The organism is Rhodoferax mekongensis (assembly GCF_032191775.1).
In the GTDB taxonomy this organism is placed as follows: Bacteria; Pseudomonadota; Gammaproteobacteria; order Burkholderiales; family Burkholderiaceae_C; genus Allorhodoferax; species Allorhodoferax mekongensis.
Genome location: NZ_CP132507.1, coordinates 788,520 through 811,889 on the forward strand (window position 1 = coordinate 788,520; position 23,370 = coordinate 811,889).

Genomic DNA, 23,370 nt, shown 5'->3' on the forward strand with positions numbered 1-23,370 from the left:
CAACGGGGAGGCTAGGCCTTAGCTGTTCGTCCGCTTTTTCAGCCAGCGCATCACACCGCCGACCACCGGCAATTTCTCGTAGAGCTCTTCAGCAGCATCCCAGTAATCGCGGTGCAAGGTCACCAGCCCCGCCTCATTGAACACCACGTGGGTGGCGCCAAGAATCACCTGCTCGGTGTCTGGTGAAAATCGTTTGAACCGGAAGCGGAACTCCCAGGTCAAAAAGCACTGCGTCCCCTGGACCACCCGCTCCAGCACCACAAACCGCGGTTGATCGAGCGCCACAAACATGTGGCTGAAGATGCGCTGAATGTCCGCCAACCCAATCACGTCGTTGAATGGATCTTTGAAGCGCGCATCGGAGACATAGATCCTGGACAGCTCCGCTACGGTGTCTGGCGTGATGTGCTCAAAGAAATCCACCATCCGCTGCACGGCAGATTGGTGTGATTCAGCGTTTGATTGCTGGGTGCTCATAGAGTGGCGCGCCGTACCAGCGCAAAAAACAAGCGGTCCGGCAGCAAGCGCAGCAGCTGCATCCACAAGGTAAAACGCCTCGGAAAGTGAATCTCAAACCGGCCATTGGCCCAGCCCTTCACCATGGCGTCTGCGGCTTGAGCGGGTGTGATCAGTGCGGGCATGTCAAAGGCGTTGTTGGCAGTCAGCGGCGTCTGCACAAAGCCGGGACTGATGAGGGACACCCCCAGTCCCTTGTCCCGCAAGTCGAGGTACAAGGTTTCTGCCAGATTGATGAGTGCCGCCTTGGTGGGGCCATAGGCCAGGCTGTTGGGCAGGCCGCGGTAGCCGGCCACACTGCCCACCAGGCTGATGTGGCCGTGCCCTTGCGCCAGCATTGCCGGGGTTACGGCTTGCAGGACATAAAGCGCACCTAGGTAGTTCACTTGCATGTGGCGCTCCATGTCCGGCACGTCCATCTCATAGGCCCGCATGGCGTTGTAATGGCCGGCGCAATAGATCACGCAGTCCAAAGGCCCAGCGGCTAGCAAGGTGTCGACCGCCGCTTGCACTGCGGCCTGGTCTGAGGCATCCAGCACCAGCGCCCGGCTGCCGGGATGGCGAGTGGCGAAATCCTGCAGTGCAGCTTCCTTTCGGGCCGACACGGTCACCCTGGCGCCCAGGGCGTGCAGTGCGGAGGCGGTGGCCTCCCCGATGCCGCTGGACGCACCGACGATCCACACAGACTTTCCCTGCCAATCCACCATGGGCGGGTTCAGGGGTTGAAATAAACCTCTGGAGGAGCTATTAGCTATATTTTTTGTAGCTGCTCGCGCAGATTCGGCGGGCGCGAAAGTGTTTTTTTGCATACATCAGCGCTTGGTAAACGACAGCGTGACTTCGCCCAACTTCACCCCGAATTTGCTCATGGTGGCCTTGTTGAGCATGACCTTGTCAGTCATCAGGTACATCCAGTCATCAAAACGCACCTCGTACACGCTGCCGTCCACCGGCAGGCTCAGGGTGTAAGTCCAGTAAAACGCGTTGCCCCGGGCTTGGCCCTGTGCGGTACCGATCACATCGCCCGCGGTTCCGGTGTACTTGCCGTCGGGCAGCTTGGTGAGGCGCCACACCCGTTTTTGGGTGGTCCCGTCGGAGTAGGTGAAGTCCTCGTCCAGCACGCCCTCGTTGCCCTGCCAGCTGCAGTTCATGACCACGGTAAAGCGCTTCACCACTGCCCCGGAGCGGTCGGTGAAAACGCCGTAGGCATCCAGCGTGCCATTGAAGTATTGCTGGAGGTCCAGCTCCGGCTTCTCAGTGCGGTACTGGTCGATGTTTTGGGAGGCGCAGCCCCCCAGCAACAGGGCGCTGCCGGTGGCAGCAGCAAGGAGCAGGCGTCGTTTCATGGGGACCTCCGCAGAACAAGGGTGGTGAGCAATGTTGCTGCGATGGCTTTCAGGGCACAGGGCAGCAGGCAGTAGGCGAATGTGAGGGTGTTTAAGGCTTGGGCATCCCGCGCGCCCGGTGTGTAGCCCAGCCAGGCCAGCGCGGGCAGGGCCACGCCCGCAGCCAGGGCGAGGTTGAGCTTGGTCGCAAAGTTCCACCAGCCGAAGTAGGCGCCATCAAACCGGCCTCGGTCCCCCTCACCGGCGATGACACCCGCCAACAGGGCGCCCGGGATAGTGAGGTCGGTGCCGAGTGCCACCCCGGAGAGCGCGCACACCAGCAAAAACGGCAGCGTGTCGCCGGCGCCCAGCAGGGAGGCAAACACAAACACGGCAATCGATAACACCATGCCAGCCAGCCAGGTACGGGCCAGCCCTATGCGCGCCACCAGCTTGAGCCACAGCGGGATTGCCAGTGCTGCACACACAAAGTAGCTGCCCAGGAATATCGGCTCGCTCTGGGGCGAGGCTTGCAGCCGGTCTTGCACGAAAAACAAAATCAATGTCGCTGGCACAGCGCTTGCAATCCCGTTCACGACAAACACAGCCAGCAGGGCGCGGAAGGCAGGGCGGGTGAACGGCAGCCAGATAGAGGCTGCTTCTGTGGGTACCGTCGCATCGGCTTCCACGGGCGCTGCGAGTGGTCGTGGTGCGCGTGTCCAGGCCCACCAACCCGCTATAAGTGCTATGAAAAACAGAGCTGCTGTCGCAGGCAGGCCGAGCGCTACAGGCGCAATGGATGCCAAAACCACTCCAGCCAGCCCCAAGCCCTCGCGCCAGGCCACGACCCGGCTGCGGTAGTGCTCGTCCCCGCCCAGCATGGCGCCCCAACTTTGGTGGCTGATACTCAAGAAGCTGTAGGCGGCATAGGTGAACAGCAGGCACACGGTGGCCCAGACCAGCAGCGCCTGGGTGCCTTGCACTGGCGGGAAGAACAACAGATAAAAACCGGCGCCCAAAAGTGCACAAGCCAACGCTGCGCGCTGGAGCAAGGTGGTAGCACCCCGCAGGTAGAGCTTGTCGCTCCAGCGGCCCAGCAGCGGGTCTACCAAGGCGTCCAACAAACGCGCAACCAGCAGCACCAAGCCCAAGGAAGCCAGTGGCACACCGAAGGCTTTGGCGTAGTGGTTAGGAAGGATCACATACAGGGGCAAGGCCACAAACGCCAGGGGCAGCCCCATGAGCCCGTATCGCCAACCCTGGCCGGCTGGCAAATGCGACAAGGTGGCGCTCATGGCGCGACGCCGGCCAGCAGCTCCGCGCGCAAACGAGGCTCACTGGTGTGATCGGCCAACCAGATACCAAAGAACAAGCGACTGAATTCCGGGTCCTTGATGCCCGGACGAGGCTGGCCATTCAGCCAGAACTTCGCGCCTTGACCGGGCACATGCATGCCGGTGATGCGGTCAGCAGCTTTCACGTCCGCAAAGGCCGCGATCATGGCGGCCAGCCAGCGTTCCGCGGTGTCCTGGCTGATTGGGCCCCCGCGACGCATTTCATCGAGCGAGCGCTGGGCAATGGCATTGCCGCTCAGACTTCGCAGATAGGTCAGCTCCAGGGCAAGCGGGCTCTGCCAGAAAGCCGCCGGCTTGAACCCCGCCGTCACCCACAGGCGTGCGTCATAGATGTTGAGCCCGAAAAAGCGCATACGCGTGCTACCCGCCAGACTGGCGCCCGGCAGCTCGCTGCCGACTTCCGCCGGTGGAGCGCTGCTGCCTTGAGCCACTGCCTGCAGGGTCAGCACGGGCAGGAAGCAGGCGGCACTCAATGCAAGGTAGGTGCGGCGCTGGAGCGGGCGTGACATGCGTGGGCTTTCCATCAGGCGTTAGACCCTGCTCAGTCGGGCTTGCGCAAGGTGTATTGCACGACGTCGATGTTGTCTTCCAGGAAAGCTGCCTCGCAGTAGCAGAGGTAGAACTCCCAGATGCGCATAAAGCGCTCATCGAAGCCTTTGCTGAGTACCTCGGCGCGCTTTTCCAGGAAGGCATCGCGCCAACGCTTGAGGGTCTCCGCATAGTCGTGGCCGAACGAGAGTTCATTCACCACGTCCAGACCTGCGGCCCGCGCCTGGGCACGGAATTCCTTGGGGCATGGCAGGCAGCCACCGGGGAAGATGTACTGCTGGATGAAGTCGGTGGATGCTATGTAGCGCTCAAACAGCGCGTCGTCTATCACGATGCTCTGGATGCAGGCGCGACCGCCCGCCTTGAGTTTGTTGGCGATGGTGGCGAAGTAGGTCGGCCAGTATTCACGGCCCACCGCTTCCACCATCTCAATGGAACAAATAGCGTCAAACGGCGCGTCCTGGATGTCGCGGTAGTCCTGCAGCCGCAAGTCGGCTTTGTCCTGAACGCCCAGCTTGCGCATGCGCTCTTCGGCAAAGGCCAGTTGCTCGATGCTCAGCGTGACACCGGTGATACCGGCCTTGAATTCGGTGGTGGCCATTTCGGCCAATGCACCCCAGCCGCAGCCGATTTCCAGCACGCGGTCGCCCGCTTGTACCCCCGCTTCCTCGAGGGCGCGGCGGACTTTGGCTTTCTGGGCGAGGGCCATAGGCTGGTTCAGGTTGGAGCTGAACAAGGCAGACGAGTAGTTCATCGTGTCGTCCAGCCACAGGCTGTAAAACGCGTTGCCCAGGTCGTAGTGTGCGTGGATGTTTTTCTGGCTGTTGGCTTTGGTGTTCCGGTTCAGCAGGTGCTTGATACGGTAGAGCAGGCGCCCGGCCCAGCTGCCGTAAATCACGCCTTCGACTTCAGCCCGGTTCTTCACCAGCACCCGAAGCAGTTCGGTGAGGTTGGGGGTGGTCCAGTCACCGGCGATAAAGCTCTCGGCAAAACCGATATCACCGGACTTGAGGGCTGCGCCGCATACCTTCCAGTTATGCAGCACCAGGCTGGCGTGCGGGGTAGCCTCGCCACCGAAGCGGTGGGCGCTGCCGTCAGGCAGTTGCACGGTCAGGCTACCGTGGCGGAGCTTTTGCAGCAGCTTGAATACGGTGCGGGCAGCAGCCGGGGTGCCAGCAGGCAGAGTGGTTGCAGCCGGTGTCGTGGAAGGCATGCCGGGGTTCATGGTGTTGGAGTTCATGGCAGTCTCGGGCGTCAAGGTTCAGGGTGTGTCTGCGTGAGGTTGGGGCGTGCCGGCACGGGTGGTCAACAAAGCCGGGGGCACGGGCTTGCGGAAGAAAGGTACTTTTTTGATCCACAGCTTGAGGGCTTGCCAGTGGATACGCGCCACGACGCCCAGCGTCATGGCCGGGTAGTGCCAGAGCGCATGGCGTTGGCTTGCGGCAGTCAAGGCTTGGAGTTTGCCGCTCACGCTGGTCTCAATCAGCGGGCCGCTTGCATCGTCGTAGTCAATCCGGGCGACAGTGCGGCGGAGGTCGGCGGTGAGCATGAAGCGGAAGCGGTAGCCGCCCTCCACAGGGCAAAACGGCGAGACGTGAAATACTTTATCTGCCCGCAGTTCCTGACCGAAGCGGGGCTGGTCCAGCAGGTAGCAATGCCGCTCGCCGAACGTGTTGTTCACCTCCACCAGGATGGCGCGCAGGCTGCCGTCCGCACGGTGGCAGTACCAGAAGCTGACTGGCTTGAAAGTAAAACCCAACACGCGGGGGTAGCAGTGCAACCAGACCTCGCCGGTGGCATCGGTAATGCCTTCCGCGGCGAGCAATTGGTCCAACCAGGCCAATGCGCCGCCTTGGGCCAAGGAACGCCCATCGCCGTGGTCGACGTCATAAAAGCTCAGTGCCGCAAAGCGGTTGCGTGCAAGGTGTCCGCCGGTTTGTTGGGCCATGCTGCGCATGGGCAGCATCAAAAAATAGGTGCCGTAGGCAAAGGCATTGCGCACCGGTTTGAGCCGGGTATGGCGCACCTCGCCAAAGCCGATCAGCGGCATGGCTAAGGGCGAAGTGGCGGGCGCAAGACCGGGTTGCATGGCGATGTCCGTCAAACTGCTTCCAGGCCCAGTCGCGCCTTCAGACGGCGTGCGACGTCCAGCCCGGATTTGAGACCGTCTTCATGGAAGCCATAACCGGTCCATGCGCCGCAGAAGTAGGTGTGTTGCTGACCTTGCAGTGCGGGCACTTTGTGTTGTGCCTGAATGGCAGCAAGATCGAACACCGGATGGGCATAGTCAAAACTGCCGTGGATCAAGGCGGGGTCGATCTCGCTCACCGGGTTCAGCGAAACGACCACGCTTTGCGCAAAAGGCAGCGGCTGCAGCATGTTGAGCAAATAGTGCAGGCAGACCCGTGCGCTGTCCTGGCCTGCGTCGGCACTGCGTTCGTAGTTCCATGCGGCCCAGGCACGGCGGGCTTGTGGCAACACACGGGTATCCGTGTGCAGCACCGCGCGGTTGGGCTGGTAGCGAATGGCGCCCAGCGTTTCACGCTCTTCAGGGCTGGCGTCGCCAAGCAGGGCCAGACTTTGGTCAGAGTGGCAGGCCAGAACGACCTCGTCAAAGCGCTCGGTTTGCCCGTTGATGGCAAGCGTTACGCCCTGCGCGTCACGGACGATATGTTGCACCGGGGTGTTCAGTCGCTTGTCGGCAATCTTGGAGATGATTTTCTCGACATAGTGCCGGGCGCCCCCGGTCACCGTCCACCATTGGGGCCGGTTACTCACCTGGATCAAGCCGTGGTTGTGGCAGAAGCGGATCATGGTGGCCACCGGGAACTGGAGCATCTGGTCGGTCGGGCAGCTCCAGATACAACCCAGCATGGGCAGGAAATACCAGTCGCGGAACTCGGCCGAGAGTTTGTGCTGCACGAGAAACTCAGAGAGGGGCTGCATCAGCTCTTTCTCGGCATTGCGCACCGCAATGTCGGTGGCCAAAGCGTTGAACCGGAGCACGTCCCTCAGCATGCGAAGAAAGCGTGGATTCACCAGGTTGCTGCGCTGGGCGAACACGGTGTCCAGTGAGGAGCCGCTCCATTCCAGCGCACCAGACCCTTTGGCCCCTGGTACTTGGACCGAAAAGGACATGTCTGACTTGGCTGTATCCACACCCAGTTCGGCAAATAGCGCGATCAGGTTGGGATAAGTGCGTTCATTGAAGACCAGAAAGCCTGTGTCTACACCATGGGTCACCGGGCCGGCGGAGCCGGGCAATGTGACATCCACCGTGTGCGTGTGCCCACCGAAATAGTCGCCTGCTTCCAGTAAGGTGATGTCTGCGAGGCCGTGCAAGCGGTGAGCAACGGCAAGGCCCGAGATGCCGGAGCCGACGATGGCAATCTTCATGCGGCGCTCCCGCAAGCAGTGGAGACAGTGACTGGATGGATGCTCATACGGTACAGCTTAAACGTCTTGGTAATTTTGTGACTGGTTGGTAATATATCGCAATGCTTGGTTTTTGTGTGGCTTTTTCAAATACTTTGCCCGCCATGCAAAAAGCCCTTGTGACTGAAATGTGTCAAGTAATTGACACACGTCAGGACTAAAATTTGCCCAGTTTTGAAAGGTTGTCATGCTCTACCCCGAACTCTTTAAACAGTTGGAATCTGTGCGCTGGGACATGGATAAAGACATCCCTTGGGATAGCTTTGACCCTGCCATGCTCTCTGATGAGCAGGCTGCCACGATCAAGATGAACGCGATCACCGAGTGGGCAGCGTTGCCGGCTACCGAAATGTTCCTGCGGGATAACCGGGGCGACAGCGATTTTTCGGCCTTCATGTCGATCTGGTTTTTCGAAGAGCAAAAGCACTCCTTGGTATTGATGGAGTACCTGCGCCGTTTCCGGCCCGACATGGTGCCCACCGAAGAAGAACTGCACGCCATCCGTTTTGAGTTTGATCCTGCCCCCGCGCTGGAAACGTTGATGCTGCACTTCTGCGGCGAGATTCGCCTCAACCATTGGTATCGTCGTGCGAGTGACTGGCACACCGAGCCGGTCATCAAGGCCATCTATACCAAGCTTAGCCAGGATGAGGCGCGCCACGGCGGCGCCTATTTGAAATACATGAAGCGCGCCATCGGCAAGTTCGGCGTCGAAGCCAAGTCAGCGTTCGCCAAAGTGGGTGTGTTGATGGCCAGTGCGCGCCGCACGGCACAGGCGCTTCACCCCACCAATTTGCACGTTAACAAATCCTTGTTTCCGCGGGACACCATCCAGAGCCGACTACCCAACCCGGAGTGGCTGGAGCACTGGCTGGACAAGCAAATCAATTTCGACGCCGTCTGGGAAACCAAGGTGGTGGAGCGCATCCTGCACAACATGAGTCTGCTCATGGAGCGCAGCTTCACCACCGTGCAGGAGCTGAACAAGTTCCGCAAAGAATTGTCCAAGGACCTGACGGGCGCGCCCGTTGCGTCACCAGGGGCGGTCTGACTTCGGCAGGGCGGTAAGCGGCAATAGCCGCTCCAAATTCAGCTGCACCTTCACATCGCGGTGTGGCACGCTGGCCACAATGCGGTGTTCCCGCATGCTGGTGTCGCGGATGGCGGGTTCGACGGTAGGCACGCCGCTCTTGTTGATAAGTACTGCAACCCGGGGCGTCGTGGTGTTTTGTCCGCGTTGAATGACAACACCGACCTCATGGGTCGCCAAGCGCACAAACGAGCCGGGCTGATAGATACCCACCGCCTTGATGAGGGCGGCTCCTGCTTCGTCAATGGTCTGGTTCTCGTCGAAATAACAGGCTTGCATGGCCGCGGCCGGAGCGATCGGCAGGCGCGACGCACGGGGCGCCAGTCGCGCAGCAAACATGTCAGCGCGCCGGATCAGACGTGCCAAGCGGTCGCCGGGCGTGCGCGGGGCCAAGGGGCCGGGCGCTGCAGTGTGATGTTGGTGGACTGCCGTCAGCCACACCGGCTCCTGAATACCCATCTGCTTGAGCAACAGTGCGGATCGCGCGGCATGTTGTTCGATCTGCAGTTGCTGTGCCTGGTTGGGCGGTTCCAGTTGCTGAGCAAGCTTGTCCTGCATGTCCGTCATGCTGTAGTTCATGGTCAGCGCAGCCATGCCGACCAAGGACTGCTCCGGTTCCGGCCAGTTCAGCACATCCTTGGCGGCCAACATACACATTACGCTGACCAACATGGCGTGGGTCGCGCTGTACATGCGCATTTCTGTGGAGGACAGGTAAATCAAGGCGAACAGCGTGCCGTCCGGGTTGCGCTGGGTGTGCCTTACCAGCTGCCGTTGCAGGCGCTCCAAGCGGTCCCGGAAACTGGCTTCGTGCGTGTCGCGCAGCAGTGCATTGCAAATGGCTTGCAGATCCAGCCAGTCCATGCGATCGTCCTGCGCGGCCTGGCGTTCGGTCAAGGTGTCACTGGAAATCTGGGTTTCTGCAATCTCGCCCAAGGGTTTGTCGTCCCGCACCAGACCATACAAGTGGTCCACATAAGCGCGGTGAAGGGCCTCAGAATCTGCGACGTCGATGAACAGTCCGCCCCCTCGATGTGAGATCTCATCCAGGTCGCGCCGTGATGGAATGACATAGCCTTTGCGGGCCAAAAGAACTCCATCCTTGTCCATGAGCGGGAAAGGGAGTGGGGATCCGATACGTATCGATTCGATATTGACGGCGACGAGGTGCATAAGGCTGCGCGATTATGCAGCTTCCATCGGCGCTTGGCGTCCACGCTTGAATTGGGTGGTGAAACAGGTGGAACTGATAGGATCGCCGCATGAAAGATGCAGTTCCACTCCCCGCTTTCCTCGACAAAATCACGCGTTTCGAAGACCTGTCAGAGGCGATCGCCAAGCTACCCAAGCCCTGGGTGTTTACGAATGGGGTGTTTGACGTTCTGCACCGGGGTCACGTCCTGTATCTCGCCCAAGCACGTGCTTTGGGGGGCAGTCTGATCGTTGCGCTCAATACCGATGCCTCGGTACGTCGACTCGGCAAGGGGGATGACCGTCCGCTCAATGCGGAAGCTGATCGCGCGGTGGTGATGGCCAGCCTTGCTGCTGTGGATCTGGTGACGTGGTTCCCTGAAGACACCCCGGAAGCCCTGATCGCGCACATCCGCCCCGACATCCTGGTCAAAGGCGGGGACTACGATATGTCCAAACTGCCGGAAACCAAATTGGTGGAGAGCTGGGGTGGATTCGCCCGCGCACTGCCTTTTGTATCCGGCTACTCGACAACCGGTCTGGTTAAAAAAATCAGGGCTACAACTGCGGGGTAGCAAAACGCGTCTCAGGCGCCGAAAACCTGGTGCCAAAGCACCATACCCGCATTTTGTTGCTCAGTGGCTTCTTCGGCTGGCACCTGTGTAGGGGCCTCATCCAATCGGGCTTGGTGCTGTAGTTGACGCAGCTGCCGATAGGTTTGTGCGGCCTCCTCTCCCACCGGGGCTGGTAATAAGCCTACCGCCTGAGCACGTTGTAGCAAGGCAATGTTTCCAACGTTGTCCAGCAATGATGGGTGCAGGCGCCCCGCACTGAGCACCAAGTACTGCACAGTAAATTCGATATCGACCATGCCACCCGGGCTGTGCTTGACGTCAAACCATTCCGGACCCGTGTTGTGGCTGCTGCGCACCTTGTCGCGCATGCTGTGAATTTCTTCGAGCAAGGCGATCGGGTCGCGCTGACTGCACAGCACTGCGTGGCGCACTTCTTCAAAACGCAGAGCCAGTTCTGGTGAGCCAAACACACAGCGTGCGCGGGTAATGGCTTGATGTTCCCAAGTCCAGGCCGTATTACTACCGCGCTGTTGCTGGTAGTTGGCGTAAGCCTCGAAGCTGGTGACCAGCAGGCCTGAATTGCCGTTGGGGCGAAGGGCAGTATCGATCTCATAGAGATCACCCTCGCCCGTCTTTACGGTCAGCCAATTGATCAGCTTGCGCACCAGGGTGGAATAAATCTCCGATGCACGTTCATCTGTGTCGTCGTAGACAAAAACAATGTCGAGGTCACTGCCGTATCCCAGTTCCTTGCCGCCCAGCTTGCCATAGGCAATGATGCCGAAGTGCGGAACCTCGGTGTGGCGCGTCTTTAGGCGGCTCCAGCACCAGCGTGTGGTGATGCTCAGAACGGATTGGGCCAATGCACTCAGGTCATCGGCTACCTGCTCAACGGTGATGCGTCCCTCCACATCGCGGGCAAGCGTTCTGAATACCTCTGCATGGTGGGCGCGACGCAACAGGTTCAACAGGCTTTCGTCATCATCTTCCCCGCTGCCTTGGAGTGCCTGCAGGCGGCGTTCCAAATCGGCTTCAAAGACAGCCGGATCGAAGCGCTCGTCCAGAATGCGACTGTCTGCCAGCTCGTCGATGACGCCCGGGTGTTTGAGCAGGTACCGCGCAGGCCACCGCGCTGCACCCAACATCCGCAATAGGCGCTCATGGACTTGCGGTCGCTCCAACAACATGGCGAGGTAGCTTTCCCGCCGAAGCAAGGGCTCCATCCAATCGGCCAGCCTCACGGCAGCGTCTTCCGTTGTTCTGCCGTCTTGCACCCACTGCGCCGTACGATGCACCAAGCGCGCAAGACGCTGACGCGACTCCTCTTTCAGTGCAAGCACTCTGGGGTGCGCGCGCCAAGCAGCAATACGCTCTTTGAAGCTGCCGCTCAAAGCGTCCAAGGTGGCATCGAAGTCGTATACCTCGGCTTTACTTTTTCCGGTGCAACCTTTGCATTGAGGCTCTCCACCACCCAGTAGCGCATCGAATTCCTGCGCCACCATCTCGCGATGCCGGTCCAGTTCTCGCAGCAGGGCACTGCTGTCGGGGAGCTCCATGGATCGGGCTATCCAGAGCAGGTCGGATTCTTCTGTTGGCAGTACATGGGTTTGCTGGTCATCCAGGTACTGGATACGGTGCTCCACTTGGCGCAGAAAGAGGTAGGCCTCTGCCAGCCCGGTGGCGGTAGCTTGCGGCATCAGGCCGGCTTGCACCAGGCGCTGCAGAGCGCTGACAGTGGGCCGGGTACGCAGGTCCGGGTACTGACCGCCGCGTACCACCTGAAGCAACTGGACAGTAAATTCGATTTCCCGGATACCCCCGCGGGACAGCTTGACGTCATTGCTGCGCTCCGGCCGGCCGGCACTGCGCTTGGCAGCATGCTCCCGGATCTGGCGGTGCAAGATCCGCAATGAATCAAAAACGTTGTAGTCGAGGTAGCGCCGGAACACAAAGGGCACGACCACTCCCCGCAACTGCAATGCGGTCGCTGAGCCTACAGCTGCGGCCGGCGCAACGACCCGGCTTTTTAACCAGGCAAAACGTTCCCATTCCCGGCCTTGCACGTGGAAATACTCTTCCAGTGCGCCGAGCGATACCGCCGAGGGGCCGGAGTTGCCATTGGGACGCAACGCAAGGTCAACACGGAAGACGAAACCATGGTCGGTGCTGTCTCCTACCAAGGCATACATGGCCCGCACCATTTTCCCGAAGAATTCCTGGTTTGAGATGCGCCCGCGCCCTTGCGGGTCACCGCTGGTTTCTCCATCCTGGTCATAGACGTAGATCAGGTCGATATCACTGGAGACATTGAGTTCGCGAGCGCCTAGCTTGCCCATGCCAATGACCAACAATTGCGCGGGGCTACCGTTCGCAGCTTGAGGTGAGCCGTACTGGCTGGCCAGCTGCGAGTAGCTTGCCGCATACGCCTGATCCAGTGCCCATTCGGCCAGGCCCGTCATGACGCCGGTGACTTGGGAAACATCCGCGGCACCGCCGCAATCGAGACAGACCAAGCGTTCCAATGTGAGCTGCCGGGTAATGCGCAGCGATGTGCCCAAGTCATGCCCTGCAATTTGCAGGGTTTCTGTGAGGCGGGAAAGGTCTGCCTTGGTGGGCAGGCCTGCGGGCAGCATGGCCAGCTCGGTGGCGTAACGCCGCCGTATGCGCTGGGCAAAACGGGAACCGTCCGACACAGCGGAATTCTCAAGGCGGGTCATAATTCCTGACTAAGTCCCCATAGCACGATGAACGATTTGATTTCCGCCCCCTCACTCCGTCTCCGGGTGTTTGCAATCCTTGCAAAATGGGCGTTGTGTGTGCTGGCTATGGCGTGGCTGGCCGTTGGCTTGCTCTGGTGCGGACTTCATTTTGTCATTGTGCCGCGAATCGCAGATTTCCGCCCATGGGTGGAAACGCAGGCCACGCAAGCTTTGGGGTTGCAGGTCCGCATCGGGGAATTGCAAGCCCGGTCCAATGGTGTCATCCCTTCCATCGAATTGCTGCGCGTCACGGTCTTCGATCGCGAGGGGCGTCAAGCTTTGCTGTTGCCCAGCGTTTCAGCCGCCTTGTCGCCGCGCTCCATCTTGGGGTTGGGTTTTGAGCAGTTGCATGTCGATAGTCCGCAACTCGATATCCGTCGGACTGTGGACGGCAAATGGTGGATTGCGGGATTGGATGTGGCAACTTCACCGAACCAGGACAGTGGGGGAGCGGACTGGCTGTTCTCTCAATCCGAAGTCGCCTTGGTGAATGGCAGCGTGACCTGGACGGATGAAACGCGCTCGGTAGAGCCGGTCACCTTTCAGCGCGTCAATCTGGTCGTGCGTAACCGCTTGCGCACCCACTCCATGCGATTGGATGCAGACCCTCCGGAACACTGGGGTGCACGGCTGAGTGTGCAGGGCGTTTTCCGCCAGCCACTGTTATCCCGGCATGCTGGCCAGTGGTCAGACTGGGACGGGCAGGCGTATGCGGACTTCTCGCGGGTAGATCTGGCCGAACTGGGGCGTTATGTGGACCTGGGTGTCCAATTGGCACGGGGCAGTGGCGTGTTCCGTGCGTGGGTCGATGTGGTGCGCGGCACGCCCACCGGTGCCGTAGCCGATGTCAGCCTGAGCCAAGTGAATTTGACAACGGGTCCCTCGCTGGAGCCGCTGGCACTGACTTCGGTGTCCGGCAGATTAGGCGCCAAGGCCTTGGATGGCGGTAGTGAATTCAGCACGGAGTCATTGCAGTTTGTCACGCAAGACGGGCTGCATTGGCCGGGGGGCAATGTGCGCCTGCAACTGTTCGCCCCAAGCCATAAAGCGCCTGAACACGGCACATTGACGGCAGACCGGTTGGACCTGGCGGCTTTGGCCCAGATTGCAGGCAGGTTACCGCTGGAACCCCAGGCCCATGTACTGCTGCAAAGGCTGGATCCCAAAGGCGTCGTGGATGGCTTGGAGGCCAGCTGGCAAGGACCCATCGCAACGCCTCAAACTTACAAGGCCAAAGGCAAGGTCAGTCAGTTGAGTTTGCCCTCCTGCCACTGTGAGGCAGACAGTCGTCCCGGGGTGCAAGGCCTGGATGCCGAATTTGATATGGACCAAACGGGCGGCAAGGCAACGCTCGCCCTGCGCCGTGGCATGGTGGATGCGTATGGAGTGTTTGAAGACCCCGTCGTATTTTTTGACCAGTTCACAGGCGATCTCCAGTGGAAGGTGGACGGTCCGCGTCTTGCCGTGAATGGCAGCAATGTACGGTTTTCAAATGCAGATGGGCAGGGAGAGCTGAAGTTCAGCTGGCAAAGCGCGGTGTCCGGCAGTGCAATGGCGGGCCCCGGTACTTTGGATTTGCAAGGCACCTTGGCCAGGGCGGATGGCGCCCGTGTGCACCGTTACCTGCCGCTGGCCATGGAAAAAGACTCTCACGAATACTTGCGTGGCGCCTTGCTGGGCGGTGTGGCGAGCAACGTGCAGTTCAAGGTCAAAGGGGACCTCGCGAAGTTCCCGTATCGCACGGGGCAATCCGGTGAGTTCCGTATTGCCGCATCCGTGCAGAACGGCAGTTTTGCCTTTGCCCCTGCCTATGTACTGCCCAAGGACAGCCTCCCGTGGCCGGTACTGAACCAATTACAAGGCGAAATGGTGCTGGACCGGGACGTTCTGCAAGTCAAAATCAACCGCGGTTTGGTCGGGGGTACAGGCTTGCAGATCGGCAAGGCGGAGGCCCAGGTCACTCGCTTGTACGACGCCTCTCAGGTGAGTGTGACGGCCGAGGCCAAGGGTCCCTTGCCGGACCTGCTGACGGTGGTTAACACCTCCCCCCTGGGCCCCCTGATGGATAAAGCCCTCGCGCAGGCCACCGCTACGGGCGTGGCGGACTACAAGTTGAAGCTAGGTTTTCCAGTGTCGGACGTCAACAAGGCGACCGTGCAAGGCAGCATCGTGCTGAGTGGCAATGACCTGCAAATCATTCCGGACACCCCCAAGTTCAGCCGCGCACGCGGGACGATTAACTTCTCCGAGTCCGGCTTCAGTCTGGCCGGTGCCCAGGCCAGAGCCTTGGGGGGTGACATCAAAGTGGAGGGCGGCTTGTCCTTTGTGGCGGCCCCTGCCACTGCGCCTGCTGCACGTACAGCGCCTAACCAATTGAGGTTTTCCGGGACGGCGACGGCTGAAGGCTTGCGGCAATCCCGGGAGTTGGGTGCCGCAGCTCGTTTGGCGCAATTTGCCACGGGCAGCGCTCCTTACACCGCCAGTTTGGGGTTCCGCTCCGGCGTCGCGGAGTTGCAAATCAATTCCACCCTGGCAGGCATGGGCTTGAGTTTGCCCGCGCCTTTGGGAAAAACAGCGGACACTCCCTTGCCGGTGCGTTTCGAGTCCGCGTTGATGCGCCCTCTGGCTGGTGGGCAGCCGAATGCCCGTCTGCGCGACCGTTTGCAGCTTGATGTGGGCAAGTTGGCCTCGTTGACGTTTGTGCGCGACCTATCGGGCGTCGAGCCCAGGGTGCAGAGTGGTGCGATCGGGGTGGGCCTGGCGGCCGACGAATCCGCTCCCTTGCCGGATGAAGGCGTGGTGGCCAACATGAATATTCCGCGCCTCGATGCGGATGCGTGGTCTACCGTGCTCGATAAATTGAGCATGGATGTGCCCGCCAACCCGGGCGCCAAGCCTGCAGGCAATGGCGGACTGGCTACAAGCGGCTATATGCCCACTGTGCTGGTGCTGCGTGCGAAGGAATTGTTGGTTTCCGGGCGGCAGATCAACAACGTGGTGGTGGGCGGTGGTCGCGAAGGTCCTCTATGGCGTGCCAACCTGGATGCCACGGAGCTCAGCGGCTACATGGAATACCGGCAACCTTCCGGCGCCAATGCAGGCCGCTTGTATGCGCGCTTGGCCCGCCTCTCCATTGGCCAGAGCAGTGCCCAGGATGTGGAATCCCTGCTGGATGAACAGCCGTCTGCCATTCCTGCACTCGACATCGAGGTGGATGACTTTGTGCTCCGGGGCAAAAAGCTGGGGCGCATCGATATTGAAGCGGTCAATTTGGGGAGCGCCAACACCCGGGAGTGGCGCCTGAACCGATTCAACATTCAGACGCCGGAGGCTCAGCTTACGGCGAGCGGCAACTGGGCCAGCATCAATGCGTCTGCCGCTCCGGTGGGCAAGAGCGTACGCGAGCGCCGCCGTACTGTGCTGAACTTCAAGCTTGACATCAATGACTCTGGCGAGCTGCTCAGCCGGCTGGGGATGCCGGGCGTGGTCCGCAAAGGCAATGGCAAGGTGGAAGGACAAGTGGCATGGGCGGGTTCCCCGATCACGGTCGACTACCCGAGCATGAGCGGTAAGTTCAATGTGAATGTGGAAACCGGCCAGTTTTTGAAAGCCGAGCCCGGGATCGCCAAATTGCTGGGCGTGTTGAGCCTGCAAAGCCTGCCGCGCCGTTTGACCTTGGATTTCCGGGATGTATTCAGTGAGGGCTTTGCGTTTGATTACTTCCGGGGCGATATTGGGATTGAGCAGGGCATTGCCAAAACCAGCAACTTGCAGATGAAGGGCGTGAACGCTGCGGTGTTGATGGACGGCCAGGCCGACATCGCCAAGGAAACCCAGAACATGCGGGTGGTGGTGGTGCCTGAAATCAATGCCGGCAGTGCTTCCTTGATTGCCTCGATCATCAACCCGGTCGTGGGTTTGAGCAGTTTTTTGGCCCAGCTTCTGTTGCGGGGGCCCTTGGTCAATGCCGCCACCCAGGAGTTCATTGTGGATGGCACTTGGCTGGACCCCAAGGTGACCCAGGTGCCCCGCAAGCCTTGAGAGCGCAAAGCTGCTTTGTTAATCGGAGAAATGTATGAAAGTTGCTGCCATTCAGATGGTGTCCACCGGTGATTTGCACGACAACCTCCAGGTCGCGCGCTCCCTGCTTGCGCAGGCGGCAGACGCGAGGGCGGAGTTGGCAGTGTTGCCCGAGTACTTCTGCCTGATCGGCATGAAGGACTCCGACAAACTGGGCATCCAGGAGCCCTATGGCTCAGGCCCCATTCAAGCGTTTGTTGCCAACGCCGCGCGGGATCTGGGGCTGTGGATTGTGGCCGGTACCCTGCCCCTGACGGCGAGCCAGCCCGACCATGTGTTCAACAGTTCACTGGCCTACAACCCGCAAGGCGAGTGCGTGGCCCGTTACGACAAGATCCACCTGTTCCGCTTCAGCAATGGCACGGAGAGTTATGACGAATCCCGTGTGCTCGAGCGCGGGAGCACACCCACCGTATTCACCTTGCCTTCCAAAGACGGACACAGCTGGTCGGTGGGCATGAGTGTCTGCTACGACATGCGCTTTGCCGAGTTGTACCGCGAGTACGCCAAGCGGGGTGTGGACCTGTTGCTGGCGCCCAGCGCCTTTACCCACACGACGGGCGAAGCCCATTGGGAAGTGCTCTTGCGGGCACGCGCGATTGAAAACCTGTCTTTTGTGGCAGCTGCCGCCCAAGGCGGTGTGCACCCCAGCGGGCGGCGTACCTGGGGCCAGAGCCTGCTGATCGACCCGTGGGGCAAGGTACTGGCCCAACAGGCGCAAGGCCCGGGGGTGGTGCTGGCGGATCTGGATTACCGCCAACTCCAACACTGCAGGGCACAGCTGCCCGCTTTGCAACACCGGGTTTTGGCGTGAATGCTATGAATTCAGGAGCTGCCTGCGCATATCCCATGAGCGCTAGTGGCTGTTTTTGTCCTTATCATCGTCTTGCGGCAGTTCGCCGTTCTCCCGGCCCGAAAACATGGTCCACCAAATGATGCCTACAAATATCAGGCCCGCGCCCAAGGCTTCCAGCAGTAGCAAGGTCATGAATCGTGTCCTGATGTGGGGGTGTTGGCTGCCGATTGTAGGGACGCTGGCCGCCTGCGGCAGTGTCCCCATGGCCACCAGGGCTCCTGTGGAGTCGCCCCGCTCGCCAGCGGTCAGTGCACCGGCTGTGGCGACTGCCCCTGCCGTGGTGCAGGCGCGCAGCCGCTGGGTGCCGGTGCCCTGGGAGGCATTGCCGGGATGGGGCAGTGACAGCTTGTTCGAGGCCTGGAACGCCTGGTTGAAAAGCTGTGAGAAGCCACAGCCTCCGTTGGCGTCCCTGTGCGGTGATGTGCGTCGCTTGAGCATCGGCAGCGCGCAGGAGCAAATGGAATGGATGCAGTCACGCCTGCAGCCGCACCGGGTGGAAACACCCCAAGGCGAGGCTACCGGTTTGCTGACCAGCTATTACGAGCCCATCATTGAAGCCAGCCGCAATCCGGCGCCCGGATTCACCGTGCCCCTCTACCAGTTGCCTGCAGGGTTGGCCACCCGCAAGCCGTGGTTTACACGCCAGGAAATGGATACCTTGCCCGAAGCACAGGCTGCCTTGCGCGGCAAAGCCATTGCCTACATGGCAGACCCGGTGGATGCGCTGGTGCTGCAGATTCAAGGCTCCGGCCGGGTGCGCATCACGCAGCCCGACGGGAGTCAACGCTGGGTCCGGCTGGCGTACGCCGGCACCAACGACCAACCCTACCGGAGTGTGGGGCGCTGGTTGTTGGACCAGGGCCTGATCAAGGACGCCTCCTGGCCCGGCATCAAGGCCTGGTTGGCCCAGAACCCGCAGCGCCAGCAAGAGCTGCTCTGGGCCAATCCGCGTGTGGTGTTTTTCAAGGAAGAAGTGCTGGGTGATCTGGATGCAGCCTTCGGACCCCGTGGCGCACAGGGTGTGGCGCTGACGCCGGGTCGCTCGATTGCGGTGGACCCAGGCAGCATTCCTTACGGGGCACCAGTGTGGCTGGCGTCCAACGGGAATCAAACAAATTTGCAAAAACTGGTTTTGGCGCAAGATACCGGCAGTGCCATCACAGGGGCCGTGCGGGCGGATTATTTTGCAGGCTGGGGGGCTGAGGCTGCAGAGCTTGCGGGGCGCATGCGTCAGCCCTTGCAAATGTGGATTTTGTGGCCCAAATAAGCCAGAAACCGTTAGTATGGATGCATTGAATCTGTGAGATTCGGAAATCAAGGACGGGCCCCATGAGCAAAGAGATGCGTGACATTGATGAGCGTACCAATCTGGCCGCCAACAGCATGTTTGAGTTGCTGTTGTTCCGTTTGGGTGAGGCCCCCGGTACGCAGCGCCGTGAGCTGTTCGGCATCAATGTGTTCAAGGTACGCGAGATTCTGGTGATGCCCGAGATCACTGCCATGGTCAATTCGCCACCCTCCGTCATGGGCGTGGCCAATATCCGCGGCCAGATGATTACCGTCATCAACCTGCCTCAAGTGGTCGGTTGCAAGCCCACCAAGGGCTTGGGCATTCTGTTGGTGACCGAGTTTGCGCGGACGACGCAGGCTTTCGCGGTTGAAGAAGTCAACGAAATTGTCCGCCTGGAGTGGAAGCAGGTGCTCTCTGCGGAGAATACGGGTGGCGGGCTGGTCACCAGCATCGCGCGGCTGGACGGCAACGCAGAAAACACCCGCTTGGCGCAGGTGCTGGACGTGGAGCAGATCCTGCGCGATGTGATGCCGCAGGAAGTCAAGGAAGAGGCCCTGAGCACCGCGCCCAAGTTGCGCCTGGAGCCCGGCCAGATCATTCTGGCGGCCGACGATTCGGCGGTGGCCCGCATGATGATTGAGAAGGGTCTCAAGGGCATGGATGTGCCCTACGTCATGACCAAGACCGGCAAGGAAGCCTGGGAGAAGTTGCAATCCCTGAATGCGCAAGCGACTGGCGAAGGCAAGTCCATCAAAGACAAGGTGGCTTTGGTGCTGACGGACCTGGAAATGCCGGAGATGGATGGGTTCACTCTGACCCGCAACATCAAGCAGGACGGGCGCTTCAGCACTATCCCTGTGATCATTCACTCTTCATTGACGGGTGCGACCAACGAGGGCCACGTCAAGAGCGTGGGGGCAGATGCTTACATCGCCAAGTTCGTGGAAGAAGAACTGGCCGCCACCATCCGCGAAGTGCTGCACCGCTGAAGCGGGTAAAGCGTCCTTACATCCTGCACTGCACGAGTGCAGCGCCTTCTGTGAGCACAAACTCGCGGAAGGCCTGATTGACACCGCTCAGGCTGGAGTCGCGCCGGTGCAGCAGGCACCAGTCCAGCATTTTGGGCATGTCCTCCATCTGCAGGACAGCGAGTTTCCCTGCTTCAAACTCCACTTGAAAAGTGTGCGCCGACAGAAAGCTGATGCCCATGCCGGCAATCACCGCCTGCTTGATGGTCTCGTTACCGGACAGCTCCATGGACAGGCGTACCTGCAGGGACTGTGCCTGAATCAGGTGTTCGAAAAAGTGACGCGTTGCAGAACCAGGCTCCCGGAAGATGAACGGCTCATTGCGCAAGGAATCCCAGTGCACACGCCGCTTTTTGGCCAAGGGGTGATTTGCCGACGCGACGATGCAGTGTGGGTTTTGTGCGAACGTTTCGGCCTCCACGTCAGCCTCTGAGGGCGGGTAGCCCGCAATCGCAACATCCAATTGATGGTCTTGCAGCATGGCGAGAATCGTCTCCCGGCGATCCACCGTGAGTTTGAATTTCACTCCGGGCCAGCGCTCTGCGAATGCCATCAAAAGCGCCGGGGCAAAGTAATGCGCGGAGGACACCACGCCCAGATGCAGCAAGCCGCCATGCCCACCCTCTGCAGGGTGGAATGCACCCATCGACTCTTCAGCCAGCAAGACCTGATTCAGTATCCGCCGGCATTGACGGAGCATTTCTTCCCCTGCCTGGCTAAGGCTCACCTTGCGGCCTGCTTTGACCAGCAGCTGTAGCCCTACTTCCGTTTCCAGTTGCTGGACTTGCATGGAAACGGCGGGTTGTGTGACGTTCATGACTTCAGCCGCCCTGGAGTAGCTCAAATGCGTTGCTACCGCTTCAAACAAACGGAGTTGACGCAGGGTCAAGTTCCGGAGCCGGTGTTGCGTGTATTCGGGCTGGGTTTCCTTGCCAGTGAGGCGCTGGTTACGGGATATCCCTAGGGAATGCTTCTTGGTAGCGGTGACTTTGACAGATGCTTTCATCAGTACTTTCCCTAGGAAAAAGTCAGTTGGGGTGCTTCTTGTCCCTGCAGGCGTCTTGCCATGGCGACATACACGGGGCACATCCATAGACGCATAAGAATAACTGATCGAATTTATAAAAATGTCTGCGTTGTGCCTATGGCTTGCACTGTCTACAGTCACGCCAATTCTTCGTAACTGCACTGCCCATGACAACACGCATTTCTCCCGTCCCGTTTCCCGTGTGGAATGAGGACCACGCTGCCCGGCTGGATCAGCCTAACCTTCTCCTGTACCGCTCCAATCTGCTCGGTTCCGACCTGCGCATCACCAACTATGGTGGTGGCAATACGTCAGCCAAGATCACCCAAAAGGATCCTCTCACCGGTCAGGATGTGCAGGTGCTATGGGTCAAGGGCTCGGGCGGCGATGTGGGTTCCATGAAGCTCGATGGCTTCTCGACCCTGTACATGGACAAGCTCATTGCCTTGCAAGACATTTACCGCGGACCTGAGCATGAAGACGAGATGGTTGGCTACCTGCCGCATTGCACTTTCAATCTGAATCCGCGCGCAGCCAGCATAGACACCCCATTGCATGCGTACCTGCCATTTGCCCATGTGGATCACATGCACCCTGATTCGGTGATCGCCATTGCGGCCATGGCGAACAGCGAAGCCATTACTCAGCAAGCGTTTGGTGAAAGCATCGGGTGGTTGCCCTGGCGTCGTCCCGGCTATGAGCTGGGCTTGCAGCTGCAACGCTATGTCGCAGCGCACCCCGGCCTGAAGGGTCTGGTGCTTGGCGGGCACGGACTATTCACTTGGGGCGATGATTCCCGCACCTGCTACGAGAACACCGTGGCGGTGATAGCGCAGGCGCAGACTTGGTTGGCCGAACAAGCGCAGGCCCGCAATGCGGTGCCATTCGGTGGTGCCAAGGTCACCGGTCTGGACGCGACGACGCAGGACGCTGTGCTGGCCAAATTGCTGCCGGTTCTGCGGGGCCAGGCTTCGCAAAGCGGGCACAAGCTTCTGCATGTAGACCGCCAGCCGGTCGTGATGGAATTTGTGAATAGCCATCAGCTGGAAGCCCTGGCTGCCTTGGGCACCTCCTGCCCCGACCATTTTTTGCGCACCAAGATCAAGCCCTTGATTCTTGAGGAGTCGGTTTACACCCTCAGTGGTGCGGCGCTGTCCGAAGCGATTGCCGGCAAACTCGCCGACTACCGCGCGGATTACACCGCCTACTACGAGCGCTGCAAGCGAGCCAACAGCCCGGCCCTGCGCGATCCCAACCCGGTCATCATTCTGCTGCCGCGCATCGGTATGGTGTCTATCGCCAAAGACAAGGCCACAGCCCGCATTGCCGGCGAGTTTTACGTGAACGCCATCAATGTGATGCGCGATGCCAATGCCATCGACACTTATGTGGGTCTCCCTGAACAGGAGGCATTTGACATCGAGTACTGGCTGCTTGAAGAAGCGAAGCTGCAACGCATGCCCAAGGCCAAACCCTTGGTCGGCAAGGTGGCGCTGGTTACCGGCGGCGCCGGAGGCATTGGCCGCGCAATTGTGGAGCGGCAGTTGCAAGAAGGCGTGTGCGCCGTGTTGCTGGACATTGATGCAGCGGCGCTCGAGTCCACGGTGACGGAACTCTCCAAGAAGTTCGGCAAGGATGTGGTGCGTGGGGTTGTTTGCGATGTCACCAGCGAAGAGTCGGTGATTGCAGCCTATGCACGCACGGCCATCGAATACGGTGGCGTGGACATACTGGTCTCTAACGCAGGGATCGCCTCGGCATCGCCGTTGGAAGACACCACGCTGGCGCTCTGGAACCGCAACCAGAGCATCTTGGCGACAGGCTATTTCCTGGTGGGGCGCGAAGCCTTCCGTTTGATGAAAGCTCAAGGGGTGGGCGGCTCCATGGTGTTCATCGCCAGCAAAAACGGCATGGTGGCCAGCAACCAGGCGGTGGCCTACTGTGCTGCCAAGGCCGCTGAAATTCAACTGTCGCGCAGCTTTGCCCTCGAAGGTGCGCCCTTGGGCATCCGCTGCAATGTGGTCAACCCTGACGCCGTGATCCGCGGCAGCAAGATCTGGACGGGTACCTGGAGCCAGGAACGCGCGGCGGCCAACAAGGTGAGCGAGGAAGAGCTAGAAGCCTTTTACCGTGACCGGTCCATGCTCAAACGTAGTGTCTTCCCCGAAGACATCGCTGAGGCCACCTACTTTCTGGCCAGCGAACTGGCAGCCAAATCCACCGGCAACATCCTCAACGTGGACGCAGGCAATCTGGCAGCCTTCCCACGCTAAGACCCCACGCATTCGAGACG

At 60.2% G+C, this 23,370-nt stretch carries 19 protein-coding genes; 7 read left to right on the forward strand and 12 right to left on the reverse strand.

The window, feature by feature from the left end; genetic code table 11:
* Positions 1-18: 18 nt before the first annotated feature.
* The 8 genes from RAN89_RS03860 to RAN89_RS03895 all read right to left on the reverse strand — a co-directional run bounded on the left by RAN89_RS03860 (position 19) and on the right by RAN89_RS03895 (position 7,141).
* Positions 19-477, reverse strand: a complete 459-nt coding sequence (locus tag RAN89_RS03860; RefSeq protein WP_313868334.1) for a nuclear transport factor 2 family protein — start codon at positions 475-477, stop codon at positions 19-21.
* Positions 474-1,223, reverse strand: a complete 750-nt coding sequence (locus RAN89_RS03865; RefSeq protein ID WP_313868335.1) for an SDR family NAD(P)-dependent oxidoreductase — start codon at positions 1,221-1,223, stop codon at positions 474-476. Before RAN89_RS03865 ends, RAN89_RS03860 begins: the two co-directional genes overlap by 4 nt.
* Positions 1,224-1,328: 105 nt before the next feature.
* Positions 1,329-1,862, reverse strand: coding sequence for a DUF3833 domain-containing protein (locus RAN89_RS03870; RefSeq protein ID WP_313868336.1), 534 nt, complete (start codon positions 1,860-1,862; stop codon positions 1,329-1,331).
* Entirely contained in the window at positions 1,859-3,136 is a 1,278-nt protein-coding gene (locus RAN89_RS03875) for an MFS transporter (RefSeq protein WP_313868337.1), read from the reverse strand. The genes RAN89_RS03870 and RAN89_RS03875 overlap by 4 nt, the downstream gene beginning before the upstream one ends.
* Entirely contained in the window at positions 3,133-3,705 is a 573-nt protein-coding gene (locus tag RAN89_RS03880; protein WP_313868338.1) for a chalcone isomerase family protein, read from the reverse strand. Before RAN89_RS03880 ends, RAN89_RS03875 begins: the two co-directional genes overlap by 4 nt.
* Before the next feature lie 32 nt (positions 3,706-3,737).
* Positions 3,738-4,985, reverse strand: coding sequence for a class I SAM-dependent methyltransferase (locus RAN89_RS03885; protein WP_428984474.1), 1,248 nt, complete (start codon positions 4,983-4,985; stop codon positions 3,738-3,740).
* A 21-nt stretch (positions 4,986-5,006) separates the two neighbouring features.
* On the reverse strand, positions 5,007-5,834 hold the full coding sequence (locus tag RAN89_RS03890; protein WP_313868339.1) for a DUF1365 domain-containing protein: 828 nt from the start codon (positions 5,832-5,834) through the stop codon (positions 5,007-5,009).
* Positions 5,835-5,845: 11 nt separating this feature from the next.
* Positions 5,846-7,141 carry an NAD(P)/FAD-dependent oxidoreductase gene (locus tag RAN89_RS03895; protein ID WP_313868340.1) on the reverse strand — a complete coding sequence of 432 codons (1,296 nt, stop codon included), beginning with the start codon at positions 7,139-7,141 and terminating at the stop codon, positions 5,846-5,848.
* Between the two features lie 226 nt (positions 7,142-7,367).
* Between RAN89_RS03895 and RAN89_RS03900 the strand changes: the two genes are divergently transcribed.
* Entirely contained in the window at positions 7,368-8,231 is an 864-nt protein-coding gene (locus RAN89_RS03900) for a ferritin family protein (protein ID WP_313868341.1), read from the forward strand.
* Here RAN89_RS03900 and RAN89_RS03905 read toward each other — a convergent pair.
* Entirely contained in the window at positions 8,214-9,443 is a 1,230-nt protein-coding gene (locus tag RAN89_RS03905) for an HD-GYP domain-containing protein (protein WP_313868342.1), read from the reverse strand. The genes RAN89_RS03900 and RAN89_RS03905 overlap by 18 nt on opposite strands.
* An 89-nt stretch (positions 9,444-9,532) precedes the next feature.
* On the opposite strand from RAN89_RS03905, the gene rfaE2 reads away from it, so the two are divergent.
* Positions 9,533-10,036, forward strand: coding sequence for a D-glycero-beta-D-manno-heptose 1-phosphate adenylyltransferase (rfaE2, locus tag RAN89_RS03910; RefSeq protein ID WP_313868343.1), 504 nt, complete (start codon positions 9,533-9,535; stop codon positions 10,034-10,036).
* 11 nt (positions 10,037-10,047) lie between these two features.
* Here rfaE2 and glnE read toward each other — a convergent pair whose 3' ends face one another.
* Positions 10,048-12,753: a bifunctional [glutamate--ammonia ligase]-adenylyl-L-tyrosine phosphorylase/[glutamate--ammonia-ligase] adenylyltransferase gene (gene glnE, locus RAN89_RS03915; RefSeq protein ID WP_313868344.1), complete on the reverse strand. Its 2,706-nt coding sequence runs from the start codon at positions 12,751-12,753 to the stop codon at positions 10,048-10,050.
* Positions 12,754-12,780: 27 nt separating this feature from the next.
* Here glnE and RAN89_RS03920 point away from each other — a divergent pair, with 27 nt between their 5' ends.
* Both RAN89_RS03920 and RAN89_RS03925 read left to right on the forward strand, forming a co-directional pair.
* A complete protein-coding gene (locus tag RAN89_RS03920; RefSeq protein WP_313868345.1) occupies positions 12,781-16,836 on the forward strand; it encodes a YhdP family protein in 4,056 nt (1,351 codons plus the stop codon).
* Positions 16,837-16,870: 34 nt separating this feature from the next.
* Positions 16,871-17,689, forward strand: a complete 819-nt coding sequence (locus RAN89_RS03925; protein WP_313868346.1) for a carbon-nitrogen hydrolase family protein — start codon at positions 16,871-16,873, stop codon at positions 17,687-17,689.
* A 42-nt stretch (positions 17,690-17,731) separates the two neighbouring features.
* On the opposite strand, the gene RAN89_RS03930 is transcribed toward RAN89_RS03925, so the two are convergent.
* Positions 17,732-17,863 (reverse strand): hypothetical protein, encoded by a 132-nt coding sequence (locus tag RAN89_RS03930; protein WP_313868347.1) that lies wholly within the window; start codon positions 17,861-17,863, stop codon positions 17,732-17,734.
* Here RAN89_RS03930 and mltA point away from each other — a divergent pair.
* Positions 17,811-18,998: a murein transglycosylase A gene (mltA, locus tag RAN89_RS03935; protein ID WP_313868348.1), complete on the forward strand. Its 1,188-nt coding sequence runs from the start codon at positions 17,811-17,813 to the stop codon at positions 18,996-18,998. The genes RAN89_RS03930 and mltA overlap by 53 nt on opposite strands.
* A 62-nt stretch (positions 18,999-19,060) precedes the next feature.
* The gene (locus RAN89_RS03940; protein WP_313868349.1) at positions 19,061-20,011 is read left to right on the forward strand and encodes a chemotaxis protein; all 951 of its coding nucleotides are present in this window, start codon (positions 19,061-19,063) and stop codon (positions 20,009-20,011) included.
* Between the two features lie 16 nt (positions 20,012-20,027).
* Here RAN89_RS03940 and RAN89_RS03945 read toward each other — a convergent pair whose 3' ends face one another.
* Positions 20,028-21,056, reverse strand: coding sequence for a LysR family transcriptional regulator (locus RAN89_RS03945; protein ID WP_313868350.1), 1,029 nt, complete (start codon positions 21,054-21,056; stop codon positions 20,028-20,030).
* Positions 21,057-21,244: 188 nt separating this feature from the next.
* Between RAN89_RS03945 and RAN89_RS03950 the strand changes: the two genes are divergently transcribed.
* The gene (locus RAN89_RS03950) at positions 21,245-23,350 is read left to right on the forward strand and encodes a bifunctional rhamnulose-1-phosphate aldolase/short-chain dehydrogenase (RefSeq protein WP_313868351.1); all 2,106 of its coding nucleotides are present in this window, start codon (positions 21,245-21,247) and stop codon (positions 23,348-23,350) included.
* Positions 23,351-23,370: the final 20 nt, after the last annotated feature.